Annotated in this window: 18 protein-coding genes; 8 read left to right on the top strand and 10 right to left on the bottom strand. The window is 68.8% G+C overall.

Annotated elements, in window-relative coordinates; genetic code table 11:
* Nucleotides 1-259 precede the first annotated feature (259 nt).
* The 3 genes from HNQ61_RS10820 to HNQ61_RS10810 all read left to right on the top strand — a co-directional run bounded on the left by HNQ61_RS10820 (nt 260) and on the right by HNQ61_RS10810 (nt 3,492).
* Nucleotides 260-1,801 (top strand): FAD-dependent oxidoreductase, encoded by a 1,542-nt coding sequence (locus HNQ61_RS10820; RefSeq protein ID WP_170034424.1) that lies wholly within the window; start codon nt 260-262, stop codon nt 1,799-1,801.
* Complete coding sequence (locus HNQ61_RS10815) at nt 1,798-2,463, top strand: HAD-IA family hydrolase (protein WP_170034423.1); 666 nt, start codon at nt 1,798-1,800, stop codon at nt 2,461-2,463. The genes HNQ61_RS10820 and HNQ61_RS10815 overlap by 4 nt, the downstream gene beginning before the upstream one ends.
* A gap of 78 nt (nt 2,464-2,541) precedes the next feature.
* Nucleotides 2,542-3,492, top strand: coding sequence for a DMT family transporter (locus HNQ61_RS10810; RefSeq protein ID WP_170034422.1), 951 nt, complete (start codon nt 2,542-2,544; stop codon nt 3,490-3,492).
* Between the two features lie 71 nt (nt 3,493-3,563).
* On the opposite strand, the gene HNQ61_RS10805 is transcribed toward HNQ61_RS10810, so the two are convergent.
* Nucleotides 3,564-4,109 (bottom strand): hypothetical protein, encoded by a 546-nt coding sequence (locus tag HNQ61_RS10805; RefSeq protein WP_170034421.1) that lies wholly within the window; start codon nt 4,107-4,109, stop codon nt 3,564-3,566.
* A 596-nt stretch (nt 4,110-4,705) separates the two neighbouring features.
* Between HNQ61_RS10805 and HNQ61_RS10800 the strand changes: the two genes are divergently transcribed.
* The 4 genes from HNQ61_RS10800 to HNQ61_RS10785 all read left to right on the top strand — a co-directional run bounded on the left by HNQ61_RS10800 (nt 4,706) and on the right by HNQ61_RS10785 (nt 7,662).
* A complete protein-coding gene (locus tag HNQ61_RS10800; protein WP_170034420.1) occupies nt 4,706-5,509 on the top strand; it encodes a CbiX/SirB N-terminal domain-containing protein in 804 nt (267 codons plus the stop codon).
* Complete coding sequence (locus tag HNQ61_RS10795; protein ID WP_170034419.1) at nt 5,502-6,437, top strand: DR2241 family protein; 936 nt, start codon at nt 5,502-5,504, stop codon at nt 6,435-6,437. Before HNQ61_RS10800 ends, HNQ61_RS10795 begins: the two co-directional genes overlap by 8 nt.
* A 24-nt stretch (nt 6,438-6,461) precedes the next feature.
* The gene (locus HNQ61_RS10790; protein WP_170034418.1) at nt 6,462-7,307 is read left to right on the top strand and encodes an alpha/beta hydrolase family protein; all 846 of its coding nucleotides are present in this window, start codon (nt 6,462-6,464) and stop codon (nt 7,305-7,307) included.
* A 118-nt stretch (nt 7,308-7,425) separates the two neighbouring features.
* The gene (locus HNQ61_RS10785) at nt 7,426-7,662 is read left to right on the top strand and encodes an indolepyruvate ferredoxin oxidoreductase subunit alpha (protein ID WP_170034417.1); all 237 of its coding nucleotides are present in this window, start codon (nt 7,426-7,428) and stop codon (nt 7,660-7,662) included.
* Nucleotides 7,663-7,751: 89 nt separating this feature from the next.
* Here the strand turns inward: HNQ61_RS10785 and HNQ61_RS10780 are convergent, their stop codons facing one another.
* The 5 genes from HNQ61_RS10780 to HNQ61_RS10760 all read right to left on the bottom strand — a co-directional run bounded on the left by HNQ61_RS10780 (nt 7,752) and on the right by HNQ61_RS10760 (nt 12,419).
* Nucleotides 7,752-8,495 carry a lytic transglycosylase domain-containing protein gene (locus tag HNQ61_RS10780; protein ID WP_170034416.1) on the bottom strand — a complete coding sequence of 248 codons (744 nt, stop codon included), beginning with the start codon at nt 8,493-8,495 and terminating at the stop codon, nt 7,752-7,754.
* 877 nt (nt 8,496-9,372) lie between these two features.
* The gene (locus tag HNQ61_RS10775) at nt 9,373-9,534 is read right to left on the bottom strand and encodes a hypothetical protein (RefSeq protein ID WP_183685636.1); all 162 of its coding nucleotides are present in this window, start codon (nt 9,532-9,534) and stop codon (nt 9,373-9,375) included.
* A 377-nt stretch (nt 9,535-9,911) separates the two neighbouring features.
* Nucleotides 9,912-11,393: a GDL motif peptide-associated radical SAM/SPASM maturase gene (locus tag HNQ61_RS10770; RefSeq protein ID WP_170034415.1), complete on the bottom strand. Its 1,482-nt coding sequence runs from the start codon at nt 11,391-11,393 to the stop codon at nt 9,912-9,914.
* Between the two features lie 11 nt (nt 11,394-11,404).
* Nucleotides 11,405-11,608 (bottom strand): DUF1843 domain-containing protein, encoded by a 204-nt coding sequence (locus HNQ61_RS10765; RefSeq protein ID WP_170034414.1) that lies wholly within the window; start codon nt 11,606-11,608, stop codon nt 11,405-11,407.
* 538 nt (nt 11,609-12,146) lie between these two features.
* Nucleotides 12,147-12,419, bottom strand: coding sequence for a hypothetical protein (locus HNQ61_RS10760; protein WP_170034413.1), 273 nt, complete (start codon nt 12,417-12,419; stop codon nt 12,147-12,149).
* Between the two features lie 348 nt (nt 12,420-12,767).
* Here HNQ61_RS10760 and HNQ61_RS10755 point away from each other — a divergent pair, with 348 nt between their 5' ends.
* A complete protein-coding gene (locus HNQ61_RS10755; protein ID WP_170034412.1) occupies nt 12,768-13,517 on the top strand; it encodes a MerR family transcriptional regulator in 750 nt (249 codons plus the stop codon).
* A 200-nt stretch (nt 13,518-13,717) separates the two neighbouring features.
* Here the strand turns inward: HNQ61_RS10755 and HNQ61_RS28285 are convergent, their stop codons facing one another.
* The 4 genes from HNQ61_RS28285 to HNQ61_RS10735 form a co-directional block, all read right to left on the bottom strand.
* The gene (locus HNQ61_RS28285) at nt 13,718-13,933 is read right to left on the bottom strand and encodes an excalibur calcium-binding domain-containing protein (protein WP_205761433.1); all 216 of its coding nucleotides are present in this window, start codon (nt 13,931-13,933) and stop codon (nt 13,718-13,720) included.
* Nucleotides 13,934-14,140: 207 nt separating this feature from the next.
* A complete protein-coding gene (locus HNQ61_RS10745; protein ID WP_170034411.1) occupies nt 14,141-16,636 on the bottom strand; it encodes a PEP/pyruvate-binding domain-containing protein in 2,496 nt (831 codons plus the stop codon).
* A 393-nt stretch (nt 16,637-17,029) separates the two neighbouring features.
* On the bottom strand, nt 17,030-18,403 hold the full coding sequence (locus HNQ61_RS10740; protein WP_170034410.1) for a lysophospholipid acyltransferase family protein: 1,374 nt from the start codon (nt 18,401-18,403) through the stop codon (nt 17,030-17,032).
* Entirely contained in the window at nt 18,400-19,305 is a 906-nt protein-coding gene (locus HNQ61_RS10735) for a phosphatase PAP2 family protein (RefSeq protein ID WP_170034409.1), read from the bottom strand. Before HNQ61_RS10735 ends, HNQ61_RS10740 begins: the two co-directional genes overlap by 4 nt.
* Nucleotides 19,306-19,391 lie beyond the last annotated feature (86 nt).

The raw sequence follows: 19,391 nt of genomic DNA, 5'->3' as shown, positions 1-19,391 counted from the left end.
ACTGCATCCTTGACCTGCCGTCAGCCCCAATGCGGTTGAAGCCCCGAACCGGGCGCGAATAGCGCGGTGTCGGGGCTTTTGCGCTGTTTGAGCGGCGGATTCATCCGCTCAGGAGGTCAGAGAGCGGCGCGCAATTCTCACCCGGACGCCCTCCATCCATCCTGCCCCGCGTCCTTGTACGATCATTGCAAACGCTCTCCGCCCCGCCGCCGCACCGGGGCGCGGCGGCCGCAGGCGTGCTCGGTACGGGAGGCCAGGGATGCAGTCCAACGAACGATCGGTTTCAGTGTGGGAATCCACGCACCCCCAGCGGCAGACCACGCCGCTCACGGGCGACGCGGAGGCGGACGTGTGCGTCATCGGCGCGGGGATCGCGGGCATGACCACCGCGTACCTGCTCGCCGCGGCGGGAAAGCGCGTCATCGTCCTGGAAAAGGACGCCATCGGCGCAGGCGAGACGGGGCAGACCACCGCCCACCTCAGCAGCGCGCTGGACGACTACTTCCACGTGCTCGAAAAGGTGCACGGCGAGGACGGCGCGCGCCTGGCCTTTGCCAGCCATCAGGCCGCCATCGAGCAGATCGGCGCCATCGCCGCGGCGGAAGGGATCGACTGCGACTACGAGCGGGTGGACGGCTACTACTTTCTGGATCCCGACAAGACGCGGGACTTCCTCGAGAAAGAACGCGACGCCGCCCGCCGCGCCGGCGCAGACGCCGAGATGGTGGAGCGCATTCCCGGCGTGCCCTTCGACAGCGGCCCTGCGCTGCGCTTTCCGCGGCTGGGACAGTTCCACATCCTCAAGTACCTGAACGGCCTGGCGGATGCCATCGAGCGGCGCGGCGGCCGCATCCACACCGGCACGCACGTGATGGAGGTGGAGGGCGGCGAGCGGACGCGCGTGTCCGGCGAAGGATTTTCCGTCACCGCGGGCGCGGCGGTGGTCTGCACCAATCCGCCCATCCACGACCGGTTCCGGCCACACACCAAGCAGGCGCCGTATCGCTCGTACGTGGTGGCGTCGCGCATCCCCGCGGGCAGCGTCGCCCGCGGGCTGTACTGGGACACGCGCGAGGCCTATCACTACATCCGCGTGCAGCCGGTGGAGGGCGATCCGTCCCACGAGTGGCTGATCGTGGGTGGTGAAGACCACAAGCAGGCGCACGAGGACGATGAGCGGCAGAGCTACGCGCCGCTGGAAGCCTGGACGCGCGAACACTTTCCCGCCGCGCAGACCTTTGACTTCCGCTGGAGCGGGATGGTGATGGAGCCCGCGGACTACATGGCCTTCATCGGCCGCGACCCGGGCAAGCGCGAAAACGTGTACGTGGGCACGGGCGACTCCGGCCACGGCATGACGCACGGGACCATCACGGGAATGCTCATCCGCGACCTCATCCTGGGCACGCCGAACGAGTGGGAGTCGCTGTACGATCCGTCGCGCATCCGCATCAGCACGGATTCGGTGATGGAGTTCGTGGAGGAGAACCTGGACGTCGCGTCGGAGATGCTGCGCCTGGCGCCCACCGGCGGCGACGTGGACGGCCCGGTGCAGATTCCCGCCGGCAGCGGCGCCATCCTGCAGCGCGGGCTTTCCAAGGTGGCGTGCTACCGCGATCCGTCCGGCGCCGTGCACGAGATGTCGGCGCTGTGCACGCACCTGGGCTGCGTGGTGCGGTGGAACACGGAGGAAACCAGCTGGGACTGCCCCTGCCACGGCTCGCGCTTCGGCCCCACCGGCGAGGTGCTCACCGGCCCCGCCATCGGCCCGCTCAAGAAGCTGGACGAGGTGAAGTCGTGAGCGGCCTCAAGGCGGTGCTGCTGGACATCGACGGCACGCTGATGGACAGCAACGACGAGCACGCCCACGCCTGGGTGGATGCCCTGGCCGAGTTCGGCCACACGGTGGAGTACGGGCGCGTGCGGCGGATGATCGGCATGGGCGGCGACAAGGTTCTCCCCGAGCTGACGGGAATCGAGGAGGACACGGATGAGGGAACGCGCATCAAGGACCGCCGCGGCGAGATCTTTCGCGAGCGCTATCTCCCGACGCTGAAGCCGTTTCCGCATGCGGCCGACCTGCTGCGCCGCTTTGGCGACGAGGGGCTCACGCTCGTCGTGGCCACCTCCGCCAGCAAGACGGACATGAAGGGGCTGCTGAAGCAGGGCGGGCTGGAGAAGCTGATGGATGAAAAGACGTCGTCCAGCGACGCCGACGCGTCCAAGCCGGATCCTGACATCGTGCAGGCGGCGCTGAAGCGCGGCGGGTGCGAGCCGGGGGAAGCGCTCATGCTGGGAGACACGCCGTACGACATCGAGGCGGCCAACAAGGCGGGCGTGCGCTGCATCGCGCTCACCTGCGGCGGCTGGAGGGAGGATGAGTTGAAGGACGCGGTTGCGGTCTACCGCGATCCCGCCGATCTTCTGGCGAGGTTCGACGAGTCGCCGTTCGCCCGCGGATAGCGCGCGAGTGGCGGATACCGGATGCCGGGGGAGACGACGTGCGTCTTCCCCGGCTTCGTTTTACAGCGGAGCGGCGGGATGGACGAGCGGGACGGGGCGACGGAACTGGGCGCGGAGGCGACGGGGCCGGTGCCGGGGTGGGGGTGGACGGAAAGCTCGCTGGCGCTGATGGTGTGCGTGTGGGGCGTGAACTTCGCCGTGGTCAAGGACGCGCTGCGCGTATTTGATCCGCTGGGCTTCAACGCGCTGCGCTTCGCCATCGCCTCCGTGCTCGTGTACGGCGTGCTGCGCGCGCGGGGCGAGGCCGGGCTTCCCGCCCGGGCAGACGCGCCGCGGGTGATCGCGCTGGGGCTGCTGGGCAACGTCATCTACCAGATGTGCTTCATCCTGGGGCTGGACCGCAGCGCGGCGGGCCACAGCGCGCTGATCCTGGCGCTCACCCCGGTGATGACGGCGTTTCTCTCCCTCGCCACCGGGCACGAGCAACCGGGCGGCCGCACCTGGGGCGGCGCGGCGCTTTCCATCACCGGCATCGCGCTGGTGAGCGGCGCCGGCCTGGGCGCGCAGGGACGCGCGGGGCTGGTGGGCGACGGCATCCTGCTGGCCGCGGCGATCGCGTGGGCGGCGTACACGGTGGGCGCGCGTCCCATCGTGGCGCGATACGGATCGGTGCGCACCACGGCGTGGACGCTGTGGGTGGGCGCCGCGGGGCTCATCCCCGCCGGCATTCCCGCCCTCCGCGCGCAGCGGTGGGCCGCGGTGACGCCGGGCGCGTGGGGCGGACTCGCCTTTTCCGCCGGGTTCGCCATCAGCCTGGGATACCTGATCTGGTATCGCGGCGTGGAGCGGATCGGCAACACGCGAACGGCCATCTTCAGCAACCTGACGCCGATCGTGGCGCTCGCCGCGGGGGCCGTCATCCTGCGGGAGCGCCCGTCCACGCTGGCCCTGGCCGGCGCGGCGCTCACCCTGGTCGGGGTGATGGTCGTCCGCACGGACCCCGGCTCGCGGCGCCGCGCTGCGGGATGAAACGCCGCTGGCCGCAAACGAAAAGAGGGGCACCCGCCGGTGCCCCTCTTTTCATCATCCGGAAACCGCCGTCAGCGGACGTGGAACGTCATCCCCACGCCCGACGCGCCCACCGCGACGTCGTAGCGGGTGCGGGGGATGGGCGTCCGCAGGTTCTGCCAGCGGTCGCCGGCAAAGAGGGAGCCCGCCGCCGCGCCCAGCCCGGCGCCCACGAGCGCGCCGCCCGCCGCGGTGAGGGCCGTGGTGCGCCCGAAGCGCTCGTCCTTGCGCTCCATGGAGATCAGCGGGCCGCTCACCAGGCCAACCGCCGTCCCCACGAAAGTGCCCATGATGGCGCCGCGGCGCGTGGAGCGCGCGCGGCTGTAGCCCAGGTTGCGGCTCAGCTTGCGGATCTGGTCCACGTGAATGGCGTAGCGCATGCCGCCCGCGTCTTCGATGGCCAGCGTGTCGGCCTGGTACAGCACCACGGTGCCCTGCAGCCGGTTGGGGCTCACCGATGGCGCCAGCACGCGCACCTCATTGCCGGGAAGGATGGGCGCCGCCTGCTGCGCGGCCAGCCGGGGCGCAACGGCCAGAACCAGCAGCGGCAGCGCACGGGCGAAAAGGCGGTTCGGCATGACTTTCAGGACGTGCTGGTTGACTGGTACCACGGCGAGTTGCAGCTCGGGACAACATCTCCCGGGCGTACGCAAAGCACAAGCCGGACCTTGGACCGTGCGGAGAAAAGAAGGGCTTTCGTGGAGATAGCCGAGTTCAGGGGCAGGCGGTTCGGCGGCGGCGACTGGCTTGGTGCGCGGCCGCCGGCGGGGGCCCTCACCCCGCGTGCTGCGCACGACGACCCTCTCCCACGAACGGATGTGGGAGAGGGAGCACACCCCATTTCGCCGCGGGAGACCGAACGCGGTTGAAGCCCCGAACGGCGCCTGTGGGCGTCGTGTCGGGGGTTCCCGCTGTCTGAGCGGCGGATTCATTCGCTCAAGACAGCGTGGGCACGCATCGATTTCCGCTTCACGCGCCAGACCATCCGCCCGCCAACAACCTCCCCCAGTCTTTTTTGGGGGAGGGTGGGCCGGTTGTGCCGGCCCGGGTGGGGGCCGCCCGTGAACTCCGCCCCGCGCACCAGACCATCCGCCCCCGCCCTCTTCCCTTGCCCCCCGCCCCCCGCGCTCGCATCTTCGGCGCTCGCACAACGATCGTCGAAGGAGCAAGTGCAGTGCAGGCATTGATCATCATCGGCCACGGGTCGCACCTGAACGCCGAGAGCAGCGCACCCGTCTACCGCCACGCCGCGGCCATCCGCGCCACCGGCGCGTTTGACGAGGTGCGCGAGTGCTTCTGGAAGGAAGAGCCCTCCATGCGCGAGGTGTTCGACCTGGTGGAAGCCGACGAGGTGTACGTCGTTCCCCTCTTCATCTCCGAAGGCTACTTCACGGAAGAAGTCATCCCCCGTGAACTGGGGCTGGACGGGCCCGCGCCCTCCGTCACCCGCAAGCTGGGCAAGACCATCCACTACGCCGGCCCCGTGGGCACGCACCCCGGCATGGCGTCCATGATCCTGCGCCGCGCCGAAGAAACGGCGGGGCTCTCGGACGAGCAGGCGCGCGGGGCGGGGCTCATCATCATCGGGCACGGCACGGAGCGCAACAGCAACTCGGCGGAGGTCATCTACCGCGTGAGCCGCGAGGCGGACGAAGCCGCCGTTTTCGGCCACGTGCGCACCGGCTTTCTGGACCAGGAGCCCGAAGTGGGGGAGGTGCTGGAGTCGATGGAAGAGGATCGCGTGGTGCTGGTTCCCTTCTTTGTCGCCGAGGGATGGCACACGCAGGAAACCATTCCCGACGACCTGGGGATCAACCGCCCCGCGGTGAGCACGGTGACGGAAAAGGACGGCAAGGTGATCTTCTACGCGCCGCCGGTGGGCACCTTTCCGGAAGTGGGCGACATCGTCCTGCAGCGCGCGCGCGAAGCCGGCGCCCGCGTTCCCGCCGGGCTGTCCGTGGAGGCCGCCGGTGTCTGACGCGCGCGAGGACCGCGGCGGGCACGCGCCCGCCGGCGTCGCCGAGGCCCGCGCCGCCCTGCTGGCCTGGGTGGACGAGGCGGGGCACGACGGCCGCGAGTTTCTGGAGGCCCGCCTGCGCCGCACGGGCGAGGGGCGATACGAAATCCGCCACTGCCGCGACGAGTTCCGCACGCTGGACACCGTCGCCTTCGTCAGCGGCGATCCGTTCGCCGCGCGGGAGATTGCGCAGACCACGTTCGCGGGCGAGCACCGGCCGCTCAAGACGGCGCCGTCGCTGCGGCAGGGGTGGGCGCTGGTGGACCTGGACGGCCCCGGGCTGTGGACCGCGCTGGAGTACCTGTACCCGGCCTGCGCCGTGCACTGGCACGCGGGGCGGACGAACTCGCTGCGGGTGACGCACTGGCGCGAGGTCGCCGCGCGGCAGACGGGGATGTACGGCGCGGTCAAGCTGCTGCCGCCCCAGGTGGTGCGGAACACCGTGCGCGCCTGCTGCGGCGACGCCGTCTGCCTGCGCCGGGTGGCGTGGAGCGTGGACGCGCAGACGCCGCTGGACATGCCCTCCGAGGGCGAGGTGACGGGCGACGCCCCGGTGCCCTGCCCCGAAGCCTGCTCCATGTTCATCTCCTTTGCCCGGCAGGTGCTGGTGCAGGAGCGCTCGCCCCGCTTTGAACTCGCCGGGCTGGGCCGCCTGGGGGCGGAAGAGATCTCGCAGGTGCGGGAGATCGTCGCCTCCGCCGCGACGGGAACCGTGGGGCTGGCGCGCGAAGGCGAGTTCAGCGAGCCCACCAATTCCCGCCGCATGCGCTACCTGGCTCTGCGGCTGGCGGAGGAAAAGGAGCGCATCGGCGACCTGGCCGCGCCGGAGCTTCCGTGCGAAGGCTGTCCCAAGGCCGTTCCCTGCCGCGGCTGCCCCATGGCGGCCTGACCACCGCTCCTCATCCGGAGGCCCATGCCCGCGTTCACCCGCACCGACTTCGAGATCCGCGCCGCGGACGGCGGCCCGCCCATCCGCGGCGACGTGCGCGTGCGCGCGGGGCTGCGGCCCACCGCGGCGGTGGTCATCTGCCACGGCTTCAAGGGCTTTCGCGGCGCCAACTTCTTTCCCAACCTGGCGCGGGCGGCGGCGCAGCGGGGCTTCGCGGCGGTCACGTTCGATTTTTCGCGTAACGGGCTGGGCGACGACGGGGTGGATTTCTCCGCGCTGGACCGCTTTGCCCAGCAGACGCACAGCCGCAACGTGGCCGAAATCCGCGCCGTGCTGGACGCCGTCTCCAGCGGCACGATCCTTCCCCGTACGCCGCGGCGCATCGGGCTGATGGGGCACTCGCGCGGCGGCGGCGAAGCGGTCCTAGCCGCGGCGGACGATCCGCGGGTGGACGCGCTCGCCACCTGGGCCGCCATCGGCGACGTCGCCTCGCGGTGGAAGCCGGAGCAGATCGCCACCTGGCGCGCGGGCGGCACAGTGGAGGTGGAAAACACGCGGACCAGGCAGATGATGCCCGTGGGTCCCGCGTACTGGGCGGACTGGGAGCAGAACCAGCAGCGGCTCGACATTCCCGCGGCGGCGGCGCGGCTGTCCATTCCGTGGCTGATCGTGCACGGCGACGCGGATGCGACCGTGACGGTGGAGGAGGGGCACGCGCTCTTTGACGCGGCGGGCGACGAGGCGGAACTGCTGGTGGTGGAGGGCGGTGACCACACCTTCGGGTCGAAGCACCCGTACGCGGGCGCCACGCCGGAGCTGCGGACCGCCGCCGACGCCACGCTGGAGTGGTTTTCCACTCACCTGGCCTGATCCGCTCGAACGTTCGTTCGACAGCTTTACAATCGTCTGATAGCTTGTTACGTTGTCGATCTGCCGGCCCGCGCGGCCGCGACCGACGCCAATCCCTGACCCCTGGCTGGAGACCGATATGCCCTACGTGATCGCCGAGCCGTGCATCGGGACCAAGGACGCGAGCTGCGTCGAGGTGTGCCCGGTGGACTGCATCTACGAGGCTGACGCGCAGTACTACATCAACCCCGACGAGTGCATCGACTGCGGCGCCTGCGAGCCCGAGTGCCCCGTGCAGGCCATTTTTCCCGACACGGATGTGCCGCCGGAGTGGACGGACTACATCGCCAAGAACCGCGAGCTGTCCGGCATCTGATCCGGTCTGCGCCACGGTTGATGAACGAAAAGAGGGGCCGCATCCGGCGTGGATGCGGCCCCTCTTTTTGCGTCCGCGGCGCGGTGCGCCTACTCGGTGCCGCGGCCCAGGACCTTGCCGGCGTAGCCATTGTCGGGGTCGCCGCCCTTGGCCAGCACGCGGTCCACCGTGCCGGTGCCCCGGTTGTAGGCGGTCAGCGCCAGCTCCACGTCGCCGTGGTAGCGGTCGATCAGCTCGCCCAGGTAGCGGAAGCCGATGCGCAGGTTGGTGTCGGAGTCGCGCAGATCGTCTTCGGTGACGCCCTTCTTGAACCACTTGGCGGTGGGCAGCATGAGCTGCGTAAGGCCGATGGCGCCCACGTGGCTGGTCGCGTAGTCCTTGAACTCGCTTTCCGTGCGCACCAGGCCAAAGGCCAGTTCCGGCGGCAGTTCGTTCTCCACCGCGGCGGTGTAGATCTTGGAGGCCAGTTCGTCGGGAATCTGGTAGCCCTGGGCGCGGTACTCGTCGGCCAGCGCCAGCGCGGGCGACCCGTCCGCGGCGCCGGTGGCGGCGGCCAGGCGGGCCGGGGCGCTCACCACGTTGGGGGCCAGGCGCAGGGCCACGCCCTCGCGCACGGCATTCTGCAGTACACCGCGGTGCAGCTTGCCGTCGTTGTCGTGCGCGCCGCCGGTGAAGCCCACGGCGGCCTGCACGGCGGCGGTGCCCAGCAGCAGCGCCTGAACCGCGCGCGAACGGATCAGCGAGCGAAAGTCGTTACGCAGCTCGGTGGCGCCAGGCTTTACCGGCTTGTTTCGGCTCTCGTTGTTGCTCACGGATACGGGTCTACTGGTCATGCGAAAGGATGCGCCGGCTTGTTCCGGCCGCATCCGTCATCGCGTTTCAACGTTGGGAAGCTAACCGCCGTAACCCGTTATGTCAATTTGAGATGGGCCGTGTGCTCCCATGGTCCGTGGCAGAAACTCTCGTCGGCACCCACTGCTCTGCCCTGCATCAACTTGGCTCCAGCATCATGCGTTTCCGGATAATGTGATGGCGATCGGCACCCATGCCGCCATCAACATGCACCCGTATTGCTGGATCATTCCTGGCGTGGCAAGGTCTTGTCCCGCTGATTGTTAGTACATCGACCGCCAAGGAAAACATCGCGAATGGGCTACGTCGCTAAGACAGCGCTGCTCATAAAGAGCATCGCCCGCGTACAGCATTGCTCGCCGGCAGCGTTCCACGTAAGCGAACACGCCGTGAGGCGTCATCCGGAGGGAGCAGGAGCCGCCCTCTCCATCCCGCCGGGTCATGCGCGACCGAAGGATCTGCTCTCCCGCCGAGCCAACGTCGCGACACGCACGCCCGTTCTCGCGGGGAAAGCAGATCCATCGTCCGCGCCAGATTACGGTGCCGCTGACACATCCTCCGTCGGCGTCTCAGGATGACGCCTTGCGGCGTGAGCCGGCCCGTGGACCAATCGAGGCAGAACAGACCGGGGTTTTTCTCAACACCGCCTCTGGATGACACCAAGGGCGAAGGAGAGGGTCTGGGGGGCATCCCGCACGGAGGCGTTCGGCGCCCGATTTCCGGACACGTACGGAGATCCGTCAGTGGCGTGGGGGCGGAACCTCTCCAGAGTGGCTGGATGACAGACGCAACAAGGGGCGCAGACGTCCCGGGGAGGACATCCGCGCCCCTGATTGCGAGCGTTCTACCAGCGGAGACTTACATCCCCGCGGCGCGCAGCTGGTCCAGATCCAGAGACCCGTGCGCGGGAGAAAGCTGAGGCCTCTTGTCGCCTTCCGGAAGCCGCGCGTCGTCCTGACGCTGGCGTGCTACGGCAAGGCTCGCCACGACGGCCGCGATGGCGATGAGACTGACACCCAAGGTACGAATAAGCGCCTCCCGTGGCGGGGTGTGATGGCGCGCCGTCCGGTGGCGACCTGCTACCGGATCTGGCAGAATCCGTGCCGAACGATCGTTCGTTACCTTTCGGTGCCGGGATCGTGAAGTGCAACGGTTCGGAATCCTGCGTCCCTGCTCGCCCTACGATCATACAACGCACCAGACCCGCGTTTCCTGACAGGCGATTTCACGCCCTCGCCATTGTCGTAAAGCGGATCGTAAACGACCCTCTTTGTCCTCCGGAGAGGACGCGCCGCCATCCACCAGAATCGCCAGCGGAGGCGCACGGAATCCCTCGACCCAGCTGCTGCTACAGAGACAACGGATGGCGGCATCCGTGTCGTTCGCACACGGCCCGCTCAGGCGCCGATCAACTCCAGAATGCGCTGGCTGGCCTGCCGGGCGCGTTCCATCCGCACCACGTGCAGCTCCTCTGACTCCTTGAGGCTGGCCTGGCAGAACGGGCACCACGCCTCATCGGGGCCCACCATGCGGCTGCAGGCGTGGCACATCACCAGCATGGGCGGCGTGGCGCGCAGGCGTGACGGACGCGCCCCCGCATGCGCCGGCGGGTACGAGGGCGCGGCGGGCACCGCGTCGGCGGAATACGATCCGTTCCACCGCCGCGCGAGTTCCATCACGTTTACCGTCTCCGCCGCGCCGTCCGCCGGCTCCAGGATAAGCTCGAACTCGCCGTGATCGAACGAGCACCCCGGCGCCGCTGCCACTTGCACGATCCGCTCGCGCAGCCCGTGCGCATCCAGCTCCAGCGCGCGGTGATGGCAGAACGGGTTGTTGCCCGGCTTGCCAAAGAGCGAGTGCGAGGTCCAGTTGCACCCTCCGCGGCAGATTTCGGCGTAGTAGCAGCCGCGGCAGAAGCCCCACAGGTCGTCCGCCGTGCGGTCGCGCGCAAAGGTCAGCGCATCGCTTTCCCGCCACATCTGGGACAGCGGCGTATCGCGGATGTTGCCGCCCGCGTACGGCGTGGTGGGGAGAGACGGGCAGCCCTTGATGGTGCCGTCCGCCTCGATACCGATTCCCGTGGTTCCCGCCTGGCAGCCGGTGTAGTGCGCCTGCTCGTTGCCGTAGCCGCGGAACAGGTGCTCGTACGGGCCGAAGTAGCCCACGTTGTTGCCCGCCTGGAGCAGAAGGCCGCGCGGTTCGCCCGCGTGGTACAGTTCCGCCAGCAGCGGCATCAGCTCCAGCAGCTCGTACGGCTGCAGCAGAAACTCCGGATGGTCCGCCGCGCGCCCCATGGCGACCGTCAACTGCACCTGCCAGTTGCGGACACGCACGTCCATCAGGCGCTCCTGGATTTCGCGCAGGTGCGGCATCACGTCGCGGGTGATCTGCGTGTTCACGCTGGCGACCAGCCCGTTGTCGCGCATGGCGGCAAGTGCGCGCATGGCCCAGTCGAACGAGCCCTTCACGCCGCGCAGCCGGTCGTGCAGTTCCGGCGGGCCGTCGATGGATACGCCGGCCGCAACGAGCCCCGCGTCGGCCGCGGCCTTTACCTTTTCCTCCGTCAGCCGATACCCGCCGCTCTGCAGCGACGGCGACATTCCGTGGTCGCGGATGGCGCGGATGATCTGCAGCCAGTCGCGCCGCATGAAGGCCTCGCCGCCAATCAGCGTGACTTCGCGCGTGCCGAGCGCGGCGAGGTCGGCCACCAGGGCCAGCGCCTCGTCCGTGCTCAGTTCGTCCTGACGGCGCCGGCCCGCGCGCGAGCCGCAGTGCTGGCACTTGAGGTTGCACGCAAGCGTCAACTCCCACACCACGTGCACCGGAACGTTGCTGCGTACGTCGTGTTCCGATACGAATCGGGCCGGCACCGTTTCCATGGGGGCTCCGCTCAGGCGCGGGTGAGGGCGCTGTCCAGGTCGGCCAGGGCGGCGCGAACCTCTCCGGCGTCCTTGTGATGGGGATACTCTTCCAGCCAGCGGTGGGCGTTGTCGCTCACCCGGCGCATGCGCCCGGTGTCGCCGCTGGCCACCGCGTCGCGGATGGGCGGGCCGTACGGCTTGATGGGACCGATGATCGGTTCGCTGGACACCATGGTGACCTCCCTGGGAGTGGAGATGACGTGGAGCCGATGGCCGCTTGGGTACGGCTCCGCTGCGTCCGGTCGGCAGCAGCGTATCTAAAGTAGTCTGATTATGTGTGGATGGAAAGCACCTTGATCACACCACGCGCAAGTGGGTGCGCGCCGGGATCATCTGATGCAGATACTTGCAGCAGAACGGGTTACAGCGTGGGCAGCACGAGATGGAGCTGAGTGAGACTGGGGCGACTGAAGTCGCGGCAACAACGGCGCGAAGTCCGCCTTCGCGGACTGTGGAGGCAGGTGCCGGGGTGGAGGAAAACCCCGATGGAGGGGGGGATTTCGCGATCCGGAGATCGGGTCAGGCGGGGAAACGAGCCTCGCTTCCGCAACCGTGACGGACTCGGCTGCACGATTCGACATGTTTACGCCGTGAACTTCCCGTCCACACCTATCGTCGGAAACTGTTGTGGTGAACAGCCGCATGCTCAACCGGGCCGACGCTTATCCCTGGAGATAAACGATGCAGCCCAAGGCCCGGCATTGCGACCGCTCAGGCGCGCGGGTGCGGCTGTAGATGACGGTCGTGCAGGGCGCGGGCATACGCGGGCGACTTGCGCAGCGCGCCGCAGGATTCGCCGCGCAGCTTCCTGGATTCGTACGGGCGCAGGCTGTCGATCCGGGACGAGTCCCGCGGTGTGGATGCAGCCTCGTAGCGGTCGATGCATTCCGCAATGCTGCCCATCCGTGGCCGATTCTGGAGGAATACGACGATCGCGAACGAGATCGCGACGATTGCGACCACGCGGACCCACATCAGGTCCATCGTAATCCAGAATGGGACACGCCTGGTCCTGCGGCGGGTAGTCGGCTTGGGCATCGATCCAGCGGTACGGGGGGAAGAAGCAGAGTAGTACGCCGCTGCCGATGCCGAGTTCTCAGCAGATCCGCCACGCTGGGACCCGTCCACGCAAAGCTCTACAGAGCAACAGCTTATCGATCCGGCTGGCGGACAGATGCCGCACGGGGCGGATTCGCGACTGCTTGCGCCACGATCCGCCTCTTTCCGACAGCGAGGTTGGATTTCAGTCCAGCCCTTGCACCTGACGCAGCGTCAGGGATTAGCATGTTCTCGTGGCCACGACACACGCAGGAAACATGGGGGGATTCGGGGATGCGGACCTGGAAAGTGGGCGAACTGGCGAAACAGACCGGGCTGACCGTGCGCACGCTGCACCACTACGACCAGATCGGGCTGCTTTCGCCGTCGCACCGGACGGCGGCGGGGCACCGGCTGTACGCGGAGGACGACGTGGGCCGGCTTCAGCAGATTGTTTCGCTGCGCAGCCTGGGGTTCGCGCTGGACGACATCCGGGCGGTGCTGCGCGACGGCATGGCGCCACTGGAGGTGGTTCGGATGCACGCGGCCCGTCTGCGCGAGCAGATTCAGGCGCAGCAACGGCTTGCGGACCGGCTGGACCGCGTGGCGGCCGGGCTGCACGCCGCCATCCGCGTCTCTCCCGACGAACTGATTCACGCCATCGAGGAGACTACGAGAATGGAACAGTACTACACGCCCGAGCAGATGCAGCAGCTGAACCAGCGCCGCGAAATCCTGGGCGATGACCGCATCCGTGAGGTGGAGGGCGAGTGGCCGCGCCTGATGGACGAGGTGCGGACGGAGATGCGCGCCGGCACCGATCCCGCCACGCCGCGCGTGCAGGAACTGGCGCGCCGGTGGATGGGGCTGCTGGCCGAGTTCACGGGCGGCGACCCGGGAATCGAGCGCAGCGCCCGCGCCGTATGGGACAGCGAGAGCACCGTCAACGGCATGGACGCCGCCGAGATGCGCGAGATGATGGGCTACATCGGCCGCGCAAAGGCGGCGGGACCAACGTCGGAGCCGGGTGAATCCAGAAGCTGATCCGGGCGGAGGGTTGGGTGTGAGGCGGCGTGGAGAGACGCGGGGGCGAAGTTGGTTGAGCGAATGAATCCGCCGCGCAAACAGCGGGAACCCCCGACTCATGGCCCTGATGCGTCCACGATCGAGGCTTCAACTGATCAATGCGCCGTACCGAGCGGATCGAATCGCCCGTGTGGACCAAGTCCGCACGGGCGATTCGTTTACCGGCTCTCGCACCCAACTCCGTCGTTGTCACGATCCAGCCGGTGCGGATCGGGGCCATCCACGCGCACGGGACGGTCCATGTCGGAGCAGTCCAGGTCGTACCCGTTCCAGGCGGGATAGGGCGCCAGACCATTATCAACCTCGTCGGCGATCGGCTCCGTTTCCGCCACGGGCGCGATGGGGCGCTGGGGCTCGGCCCACGTACCGATCACGGGATCTGGCGGTGAGACTGGCTCGCGGGTGACGGGAGGTGGTTGTACAGGCGTGCTCCCGACAGCCGCGCCAACGACGGGCGTCCGTTTCGCGCTCGCGTCTACCCAGGCGGCAACGAGCAGGGCAACCGCCACGATCACCGTCATCTGATTGGATCTCATAATCGTTCCGCATGAAATAAGGCATCAAAGATAAAGCATTATCCGTCAGAGACGGGATACAGCACCCTGCGTTCCATTCACGCGCACGACCTCGCCGTCCCGCAGCGCGGAAAGGGCGCCGTGGACGGCCATTACGGCGGGAATCCCCACCTCGCGCGCCGTCACCGCGCCGTGCGAGAGCGGCCCGCCGCTCTCCGTGATCACCGCGACCGCGGAGTAGAAAAGCGGCGTCCAGGCGGGATTGGTGGTGCGCGCCACCAGCACGGAACCGGGCACGAAGCGCGCAAAGTCCTCCACGCCGTGAACCAGGCACACCGGCCCCTCCGCCGCGCCGGGCGAGCCGGGCAGCCCGCGAAGCGCACCCTCCGGCGGGGGCGCGTTGTCCTGCCCCCATACGCGCGGCGGCTGCGTGGCGCGCTGCTGCTCGTACGCGGCGCGGTTCTCCGCCGCTTCGGCCGTGGCGTCCGCGTCGCCAGCACCCTCCTCCATCAAACGTTGCAGCGTGCGTTTGCGGAGGAAGAACACGTCTTCGGCCACGGGCAGCACGCCGCGCTTCACCAGTCGCGCCCCCAGTTCCACCGCCGCCGCACGCGAAAGCGGGTTCAGCCGCGTGGTCTGGTAGTGCTCCAGGTCGTCCAGCGCGGTGTAGGCGCGGGCCAGGCGCAGCAGTTCCGCGCTGAAGTTGCGCAGTTCCTCGGGCACGGCGGCCAGAAACTCCCGTTCCGCCGCGGACTGGCGGGCGCGCAGGTCGCCTTCGCGCGTGGCGGGATCGGGAACGTCGCCCTGCATCAGCATCAGCCGCAGGTTCTCCAGCACCACCCACGGCTGCCCGCTCCACGTGGGGACGTACGTGTCGAACTCCACCTCGCGGTGCCCGTGATCATCCAGAAACCGCCGGAAGGCGGACAGAAAGCGCGGATAGTTCTCCAGCAGTCGGTCGTCCCACACGCGGCGGCGGTCCGTGTCCCTGAGCAGCGACGACAGCGCGGGCTCCGCGACGGCAAGCCGGTACAGGCGATACAGATCGCCGTTCACCAGGCTGGTCTTGAGCTCGCTGAACGAATTGAGCGCATCGTACAGAACCGGCGCCTTTTCCGCCCCGGCGAGCAAATGTACCAGTCGGTATAGGGTGCGGTGCAGAATGCCATGGGTGATGGAAATGGCGATGTTGGGCAGAAAGTAGGCGCGGCCCAGTGCGTCGATGTCGCGCATCTGCCGCCACACCTGCTCATCCGTGAGCGCCGGCAGCTGCACCGCGCCCAGGCGGCCGAGCGCGAGCAGGTAGCGGTCCAGGTCGCGCGCCCAGGTGACGGGAAGCTCCTGAACCCAGCGGTACTGCTCCACCAGCGTTTCGCGCATGCCGCGCAGTTCGTCCATGCTCTCGAACGACACCTGCTGGCCGGCGGTGAACAGCTGCACCGCGGTCTGGTTGCCGTACACGTAACCGTCGAAGCGGTCGAACCATGCGCCGCGAAACGGCGGCAGCCCCATGAGCTCCAGCGAGTACGTGAGCGACTCGTGAAAGCCGTCCATCGTAAAGTCCCACGTCAGCGGCGTGACGGGGCTGGGAAAGCGCTCCGCGGACTCGTCGCGGGTCCACCGCTCCGGGAATTCCGTGACCGGGCGTGACTGCAAAAGGTGCAGATCGCCCTCCGCCAGCGCCCACTCCACATCCTGTGGAAAGGCGTAGAACCGCTCCACGCGCCGCACCATATCCGCCAGCGCACGGAGATCCGCTTCCGACAGGCAGGAGGCGTTCGCGCGCTCCGCATCCACCGCGACGCGCTCGGTTCCGTTCTCGCCGCCCACGAGCGCATGCTCCTTGGCGGAAATGGATTGTTCGATGACATCGCCGGTGCGCTTGGCGAGAACGAACTGGTCAATCCCACCCTCTCCCGACACCACGGTCTCACCCAGCCCGTACGCCGCGTTGACGACCACCTGATCCAGCGCGCCGGTGATGGGGTTCATGGAGAACGCCACGCCCGCGACCTCGCTGCGCACCATGCGCTGGATGACGACCGCCATCGCCGCCGCGTCGGGCGCAAAGCCCTTTTCGTGGCGGTAGCGTACGGCGCGGTCTTCCCACAGCGACGCAAAGCAGCGGCGCACGGCGTCGATCACGTCATCTACGTCGGCCACATTGAGATACGTGTCGTGCTGGCCGGCGAACGCGGCGCCGACTAGGTCCTCGAGCGTGGCGGAGGAGCGCACGGAAACGCGGCCGCCGGCCAGGAGCGCGGGGAGGCGTTCACGGAGCGCTGCGTCCACCGCTGGCGGCAACGGACTGCCGGTGAGCCGCGTCCGGATGTCGGCGCACTGGGCGTGCAGCCGCGTGGCGTCTTCTGGCGTGAGCGCGGCAATGAGTTCCGCCAGGCCGGGAATGGTGGCGAGGAACGCGCGATAGCTTTCTGCCGGGACGATGACGCCCGTGGGAACGCCGAATCCGCCCTGCGTGAGTCGGGCGAGGCTCGCGCCTTTTCCGCCTGACACGGCCGTTTCCGTCGCCGCGGGATCGGGGAACTCCAGGAGTGCGTGCATTCGTGCTCGATGGTGACGGGAAAAGTCGGATTTGTCACAAGATGGAGTTCGGCGCGGAGCTTCGGGGCTCCTCCTCCGGTCCGTCCCCGTGAAACAGACGCAGGGAGGCAGGAGAACGGAGACTCAGCGTGTTCCGGATGGTGTCGCGCGGAGGCGGGCACCCCTCTCCCCCCGGCCCCCTCTCCCGCAAGCGGGAGAGGGGGAGACCTCAGCGTGGGGGCCGGCGGCGGCTCTGATCGTGACGCTGTGTCGCAGTTGAAGCCCCGAACTGGACGCGTCAGCGCCACGAGTCGGGGGTTACCGCTGTTTGAGCGGCGGATTCATTCGCTCAGGACAGCGTGCCGATCACCAGTATCCGCCACCAGCGCCGAAATCTGTGGCGGCGCCCAACCATCATCTTCCGCCTGCGACGGCCTCTTCACGCGCGGTCAGTTCCGCGTCCAGGAGGCGCAGGTCGTCCACGATGGCGAGGGCGTCGGCGCGCAGTCGGCGCTGGTGCTCGGGGCGGCGCGCGAACCGTAGAAACGTACGTGCGCGCCGCACCACGCCCCCCGCGCGGTCGGCATACAGCAGCGCGACGGCGGCGGTAAAGGGCAGGCTGGCCGCGTACACCACGGTCCAGAACGCAGGCAGCAGCAGCCCCGCGACGCCGATCTGCACTGCGTAGAAGACCGGGACGATCGGCAGGCCCAGAAAGACCGCGTTGGACGCGAAATGATCGCGATCCGTGGACCTCCGCCGCACCAGCGCGCGCAGCGTAAGCAGGATCGGCGCGTGGTTCAGCGCGCCCCACGCCGCCAGCGGCGCCCCGATCAGCATCACTTCCGCCTCGCGCAGCACAAAAAAGGCGGCGCGCCCCGCATCCATCGGCAGGAACAGTTCGTCGGGCGAGACACCCAATTCCCGCAACGCGCCGTGCAGTTGATCCACCCGCCGCTCCAGCGCGGCAAGCTCGTCCGCACGCTCCCGCGCCAGCCACCCGCGCCCGTCCTGCAGGCGATGGATCCGCTGCAGCCGCAACGTGATGTCCACCGGCTCCGCGCGGTCCAGCGGCACCGGCGGTTCGGCGGCGGCGTTCCACAACGCCTCGGCCCGGGCGAAGGTCGCAACCTCCCGCTCGGTGGCGAAGTTGGCGGTCAGCGCGCGGATTCCGGACTCCATCTCCGCCGTAAGCGCGCCCGCGTCGGCTTCTGGATGGTCGCGCAGCCACGCCGCGGCATCCAGCGGCGCGCCGAACACGATTCCCGCCGCGGAGCGAAAACGCTCCTTCTCCTCATACTGCAAGCCGACCGGGACGATCGTAAGTGCCGCGCCGGGGTCCGCTTCCGCCAGAAAGTCCAGCGCGATGCGCGCCGCGCCCGTGCGGAACGGCCGCAGCGCCGGGTCCGAGTGGCTGACGCCCTCCGGAAAGATGCACACGGCGCCCCCCTCCGCCAGCCGCCGCCGGCACGCCGCCATGGCATCCACGTTTCGCGACGGATCCGCGCCTTCCGCGCGGTCCTGCCCGCGATGGAACTCGATCACGTGCAGTGCGCGGATCAGCGCTGCCAGCAACGGGTTGCGGCGCAGCGTGCTCTTGGCCGTCAGCGACACCGGGCGCCGTAGCGCGGTGATGACCAGCAGCGGATCGACGAACGCGTTCGCGTGATTGCTCACCAGCAGCAGCGGGCCGCGCACCGGGACGCGCTCGCGCCCCTGCACGTCCACGCGGCGAAAAAAGGCGAAGAGCGCGGCTCGCCAGATTGCGCGGAACAGGCGGTAAATCATCGTCCGGCTCCCGCGCGGCGGGCCAGCAGGCGGGGCGCTGCGTACAGGGCGCCGCTGGCCAGCAGAACCGCCGCAACCAGATCCACCACATAATGATAGCGCAGCACGATGGTGGCCGCGGCGATCAAGATCACCAGCGGAACGTAGATCCACCCGCGCAGCCGGTCGCCGCGGTGCAGGTCGAACGCGGCGGCCAGAAACGACGCGCCCACGTGCAGGCTGGGAAACGCGCCGTGCGGCCCGCCCAGCCCGTCGATGGTGCGCACGATGGTGGCGTGAACCGGTCCGCCGGCGAGCGGCGCGTTGAAGGCGTCCGCCATGTAGACGATGGGTCCGCGCGCTGGCAGAAACAGGTAGCCCAGAAAGCTGGCCGTGTACAGCAGCGCGAACGCGGTCACGAACTCATCCCTTTGCGCCGCCGGGCGCCCAATCAGCCCCAGCAGAATGCTCAGGTACAGGTAGGGGATGAAGGCCGCGTAGAACACGCTCAGAAACTCCGTCCACCCCGGCGTGCCGACGGATTGCAGCAGCAGCGACGGTGACCGGCCGAGCGCCAGCAGCCGGTCCGCGCGCTCCAGCGCCGGGTCGGCAAGCCAGGGAATCGCACGGAAGGCGACATGGCCGAGCGTGCTGTACAGCGTAAACATCATCCCGATTACCGCCACGCCGCGCACGTACGGCGTCCAGCGTGCGTCCGGATTCCGCCGCAGCGTGAACGCTATCCCGCCGAAAGCCGCCAGCAGGGCGACATGAACGGCCAGGTCGCGCTCCAGCGGAACACCGCGCGCCACGGCCGCCGCCAGCGTCGCCGTCACCACCGCCAGGATCAGCAGCGTGGCGAGGTCGGCGGGGTGCGCGCGGGACGTGTGTGGCGGGAGCGGTGTGGATGGTGGTGAGGACACGGCTTGGGGAGCTGGGGATCTGTCGTTGGAATAGAGACCAGAAAAGCTGCGATGTGAGCGTGTCCCCGCTGCGCGGGGCCGGGCTT

Origin of the sequence: Longimicrobium terrae (assembly GCF_014202995.1) — a bacterium.
GTDB classification, from domain to species: domain Bacteria; phylum Gemmatimonadota; class Gemmatimonadetes; order Longimicrobiales; family Longimicrobiaceae; genus Longimicrobium; species Longimicrobium terrae.
Note: the sequence above shows the minus strand (reverse complement) of the source record. Positions and strands in the feature narration are given on the sequence as shown.

Coding starts and splice junctions, on each gene's coding strand:
- HNQ61_RS10820 (WP_170034424.1), top strand. CDS start 260: ATGCAGTCCAACGAACGATCGGTTTCAGTGTGGGAATCCACGCACCCC.
- HNQ61_RS10810 (WP_170034422.1), top strand. CDS start 2,542: ATGGACGAGCGGGACGGGGCGACGGAACTGGGCGCGGAGGCGACGGGG.
- HNQ61_RS10805 (WP_170034421.1), bottom strand. CDS start 4,109: ATGCCGAACCGCCTTTTCGCCCGTGCGCTGCCGCTGCTGGTTCTGGCC.
- HNQ61_RS10790 (WP_170034418.1), top strand. CDS start 6,462: ATGCCCGCGTTCACCCGCACCGACTTCGAGATCCGCGCCGCGGACGGC.
- HNQ61_RS10785 (WP_170034417.1), top strand. CDS start 7,426: ATGCCCTACGTGATCGCCGAGCCGTGCATCGGGACCAAGGACGCGAGC.
- HNQ61_RS10780 (WP_170034416.1), bottom strand. CDS start 8,495: ATGACCAGTAGACCCGTATCCGTGAGCAACAACGAGAGCCGAAACAAG.
- HNQ61_RS10770 (WP_170034415.1), bottom strand. CDS start 11,393: ATGGAAACGGTGCCGGCCCGATTCGTATCGGAACACGACGTACGCAGC.
- HNQ61_RS10765 (WP_170034414.1), bottom strand. CDS start 11,608: ATGGTGTCCAGCGAACCGATCATCGGTCCCATCAAGCCGTACGGCCCG.
- HNQ61_RS10760 (WP_170034413.1), bottom strand. CDS start 12,419: ATGGACCTGATGTGGGTCCGCGTGGTCGCAATCGTCGCGATCTCGTTC.
- HNQ61_RS10755 (WP_170034412.1), top strand. CDS start 12,768: ATGCGGACCTGGAAAGTGGGCGAACTGGCGAAACAGACCGGGCTGACC.
- HNQ61_RS10745 (WP_170034411.1), bottom strand. CDS start 16,636: ATGCACGCACTCCTGGAGTTCCCCGATCCCGCGGCGACGGAAACGGCC.
- HNQ61_RS10740 (WP_170034410.1), bottom strand. CDS start 18,403: ATGATTTACCGCCTGTTCCGCGCAATCTGGCGAGCCGCGCTCTTCGCC.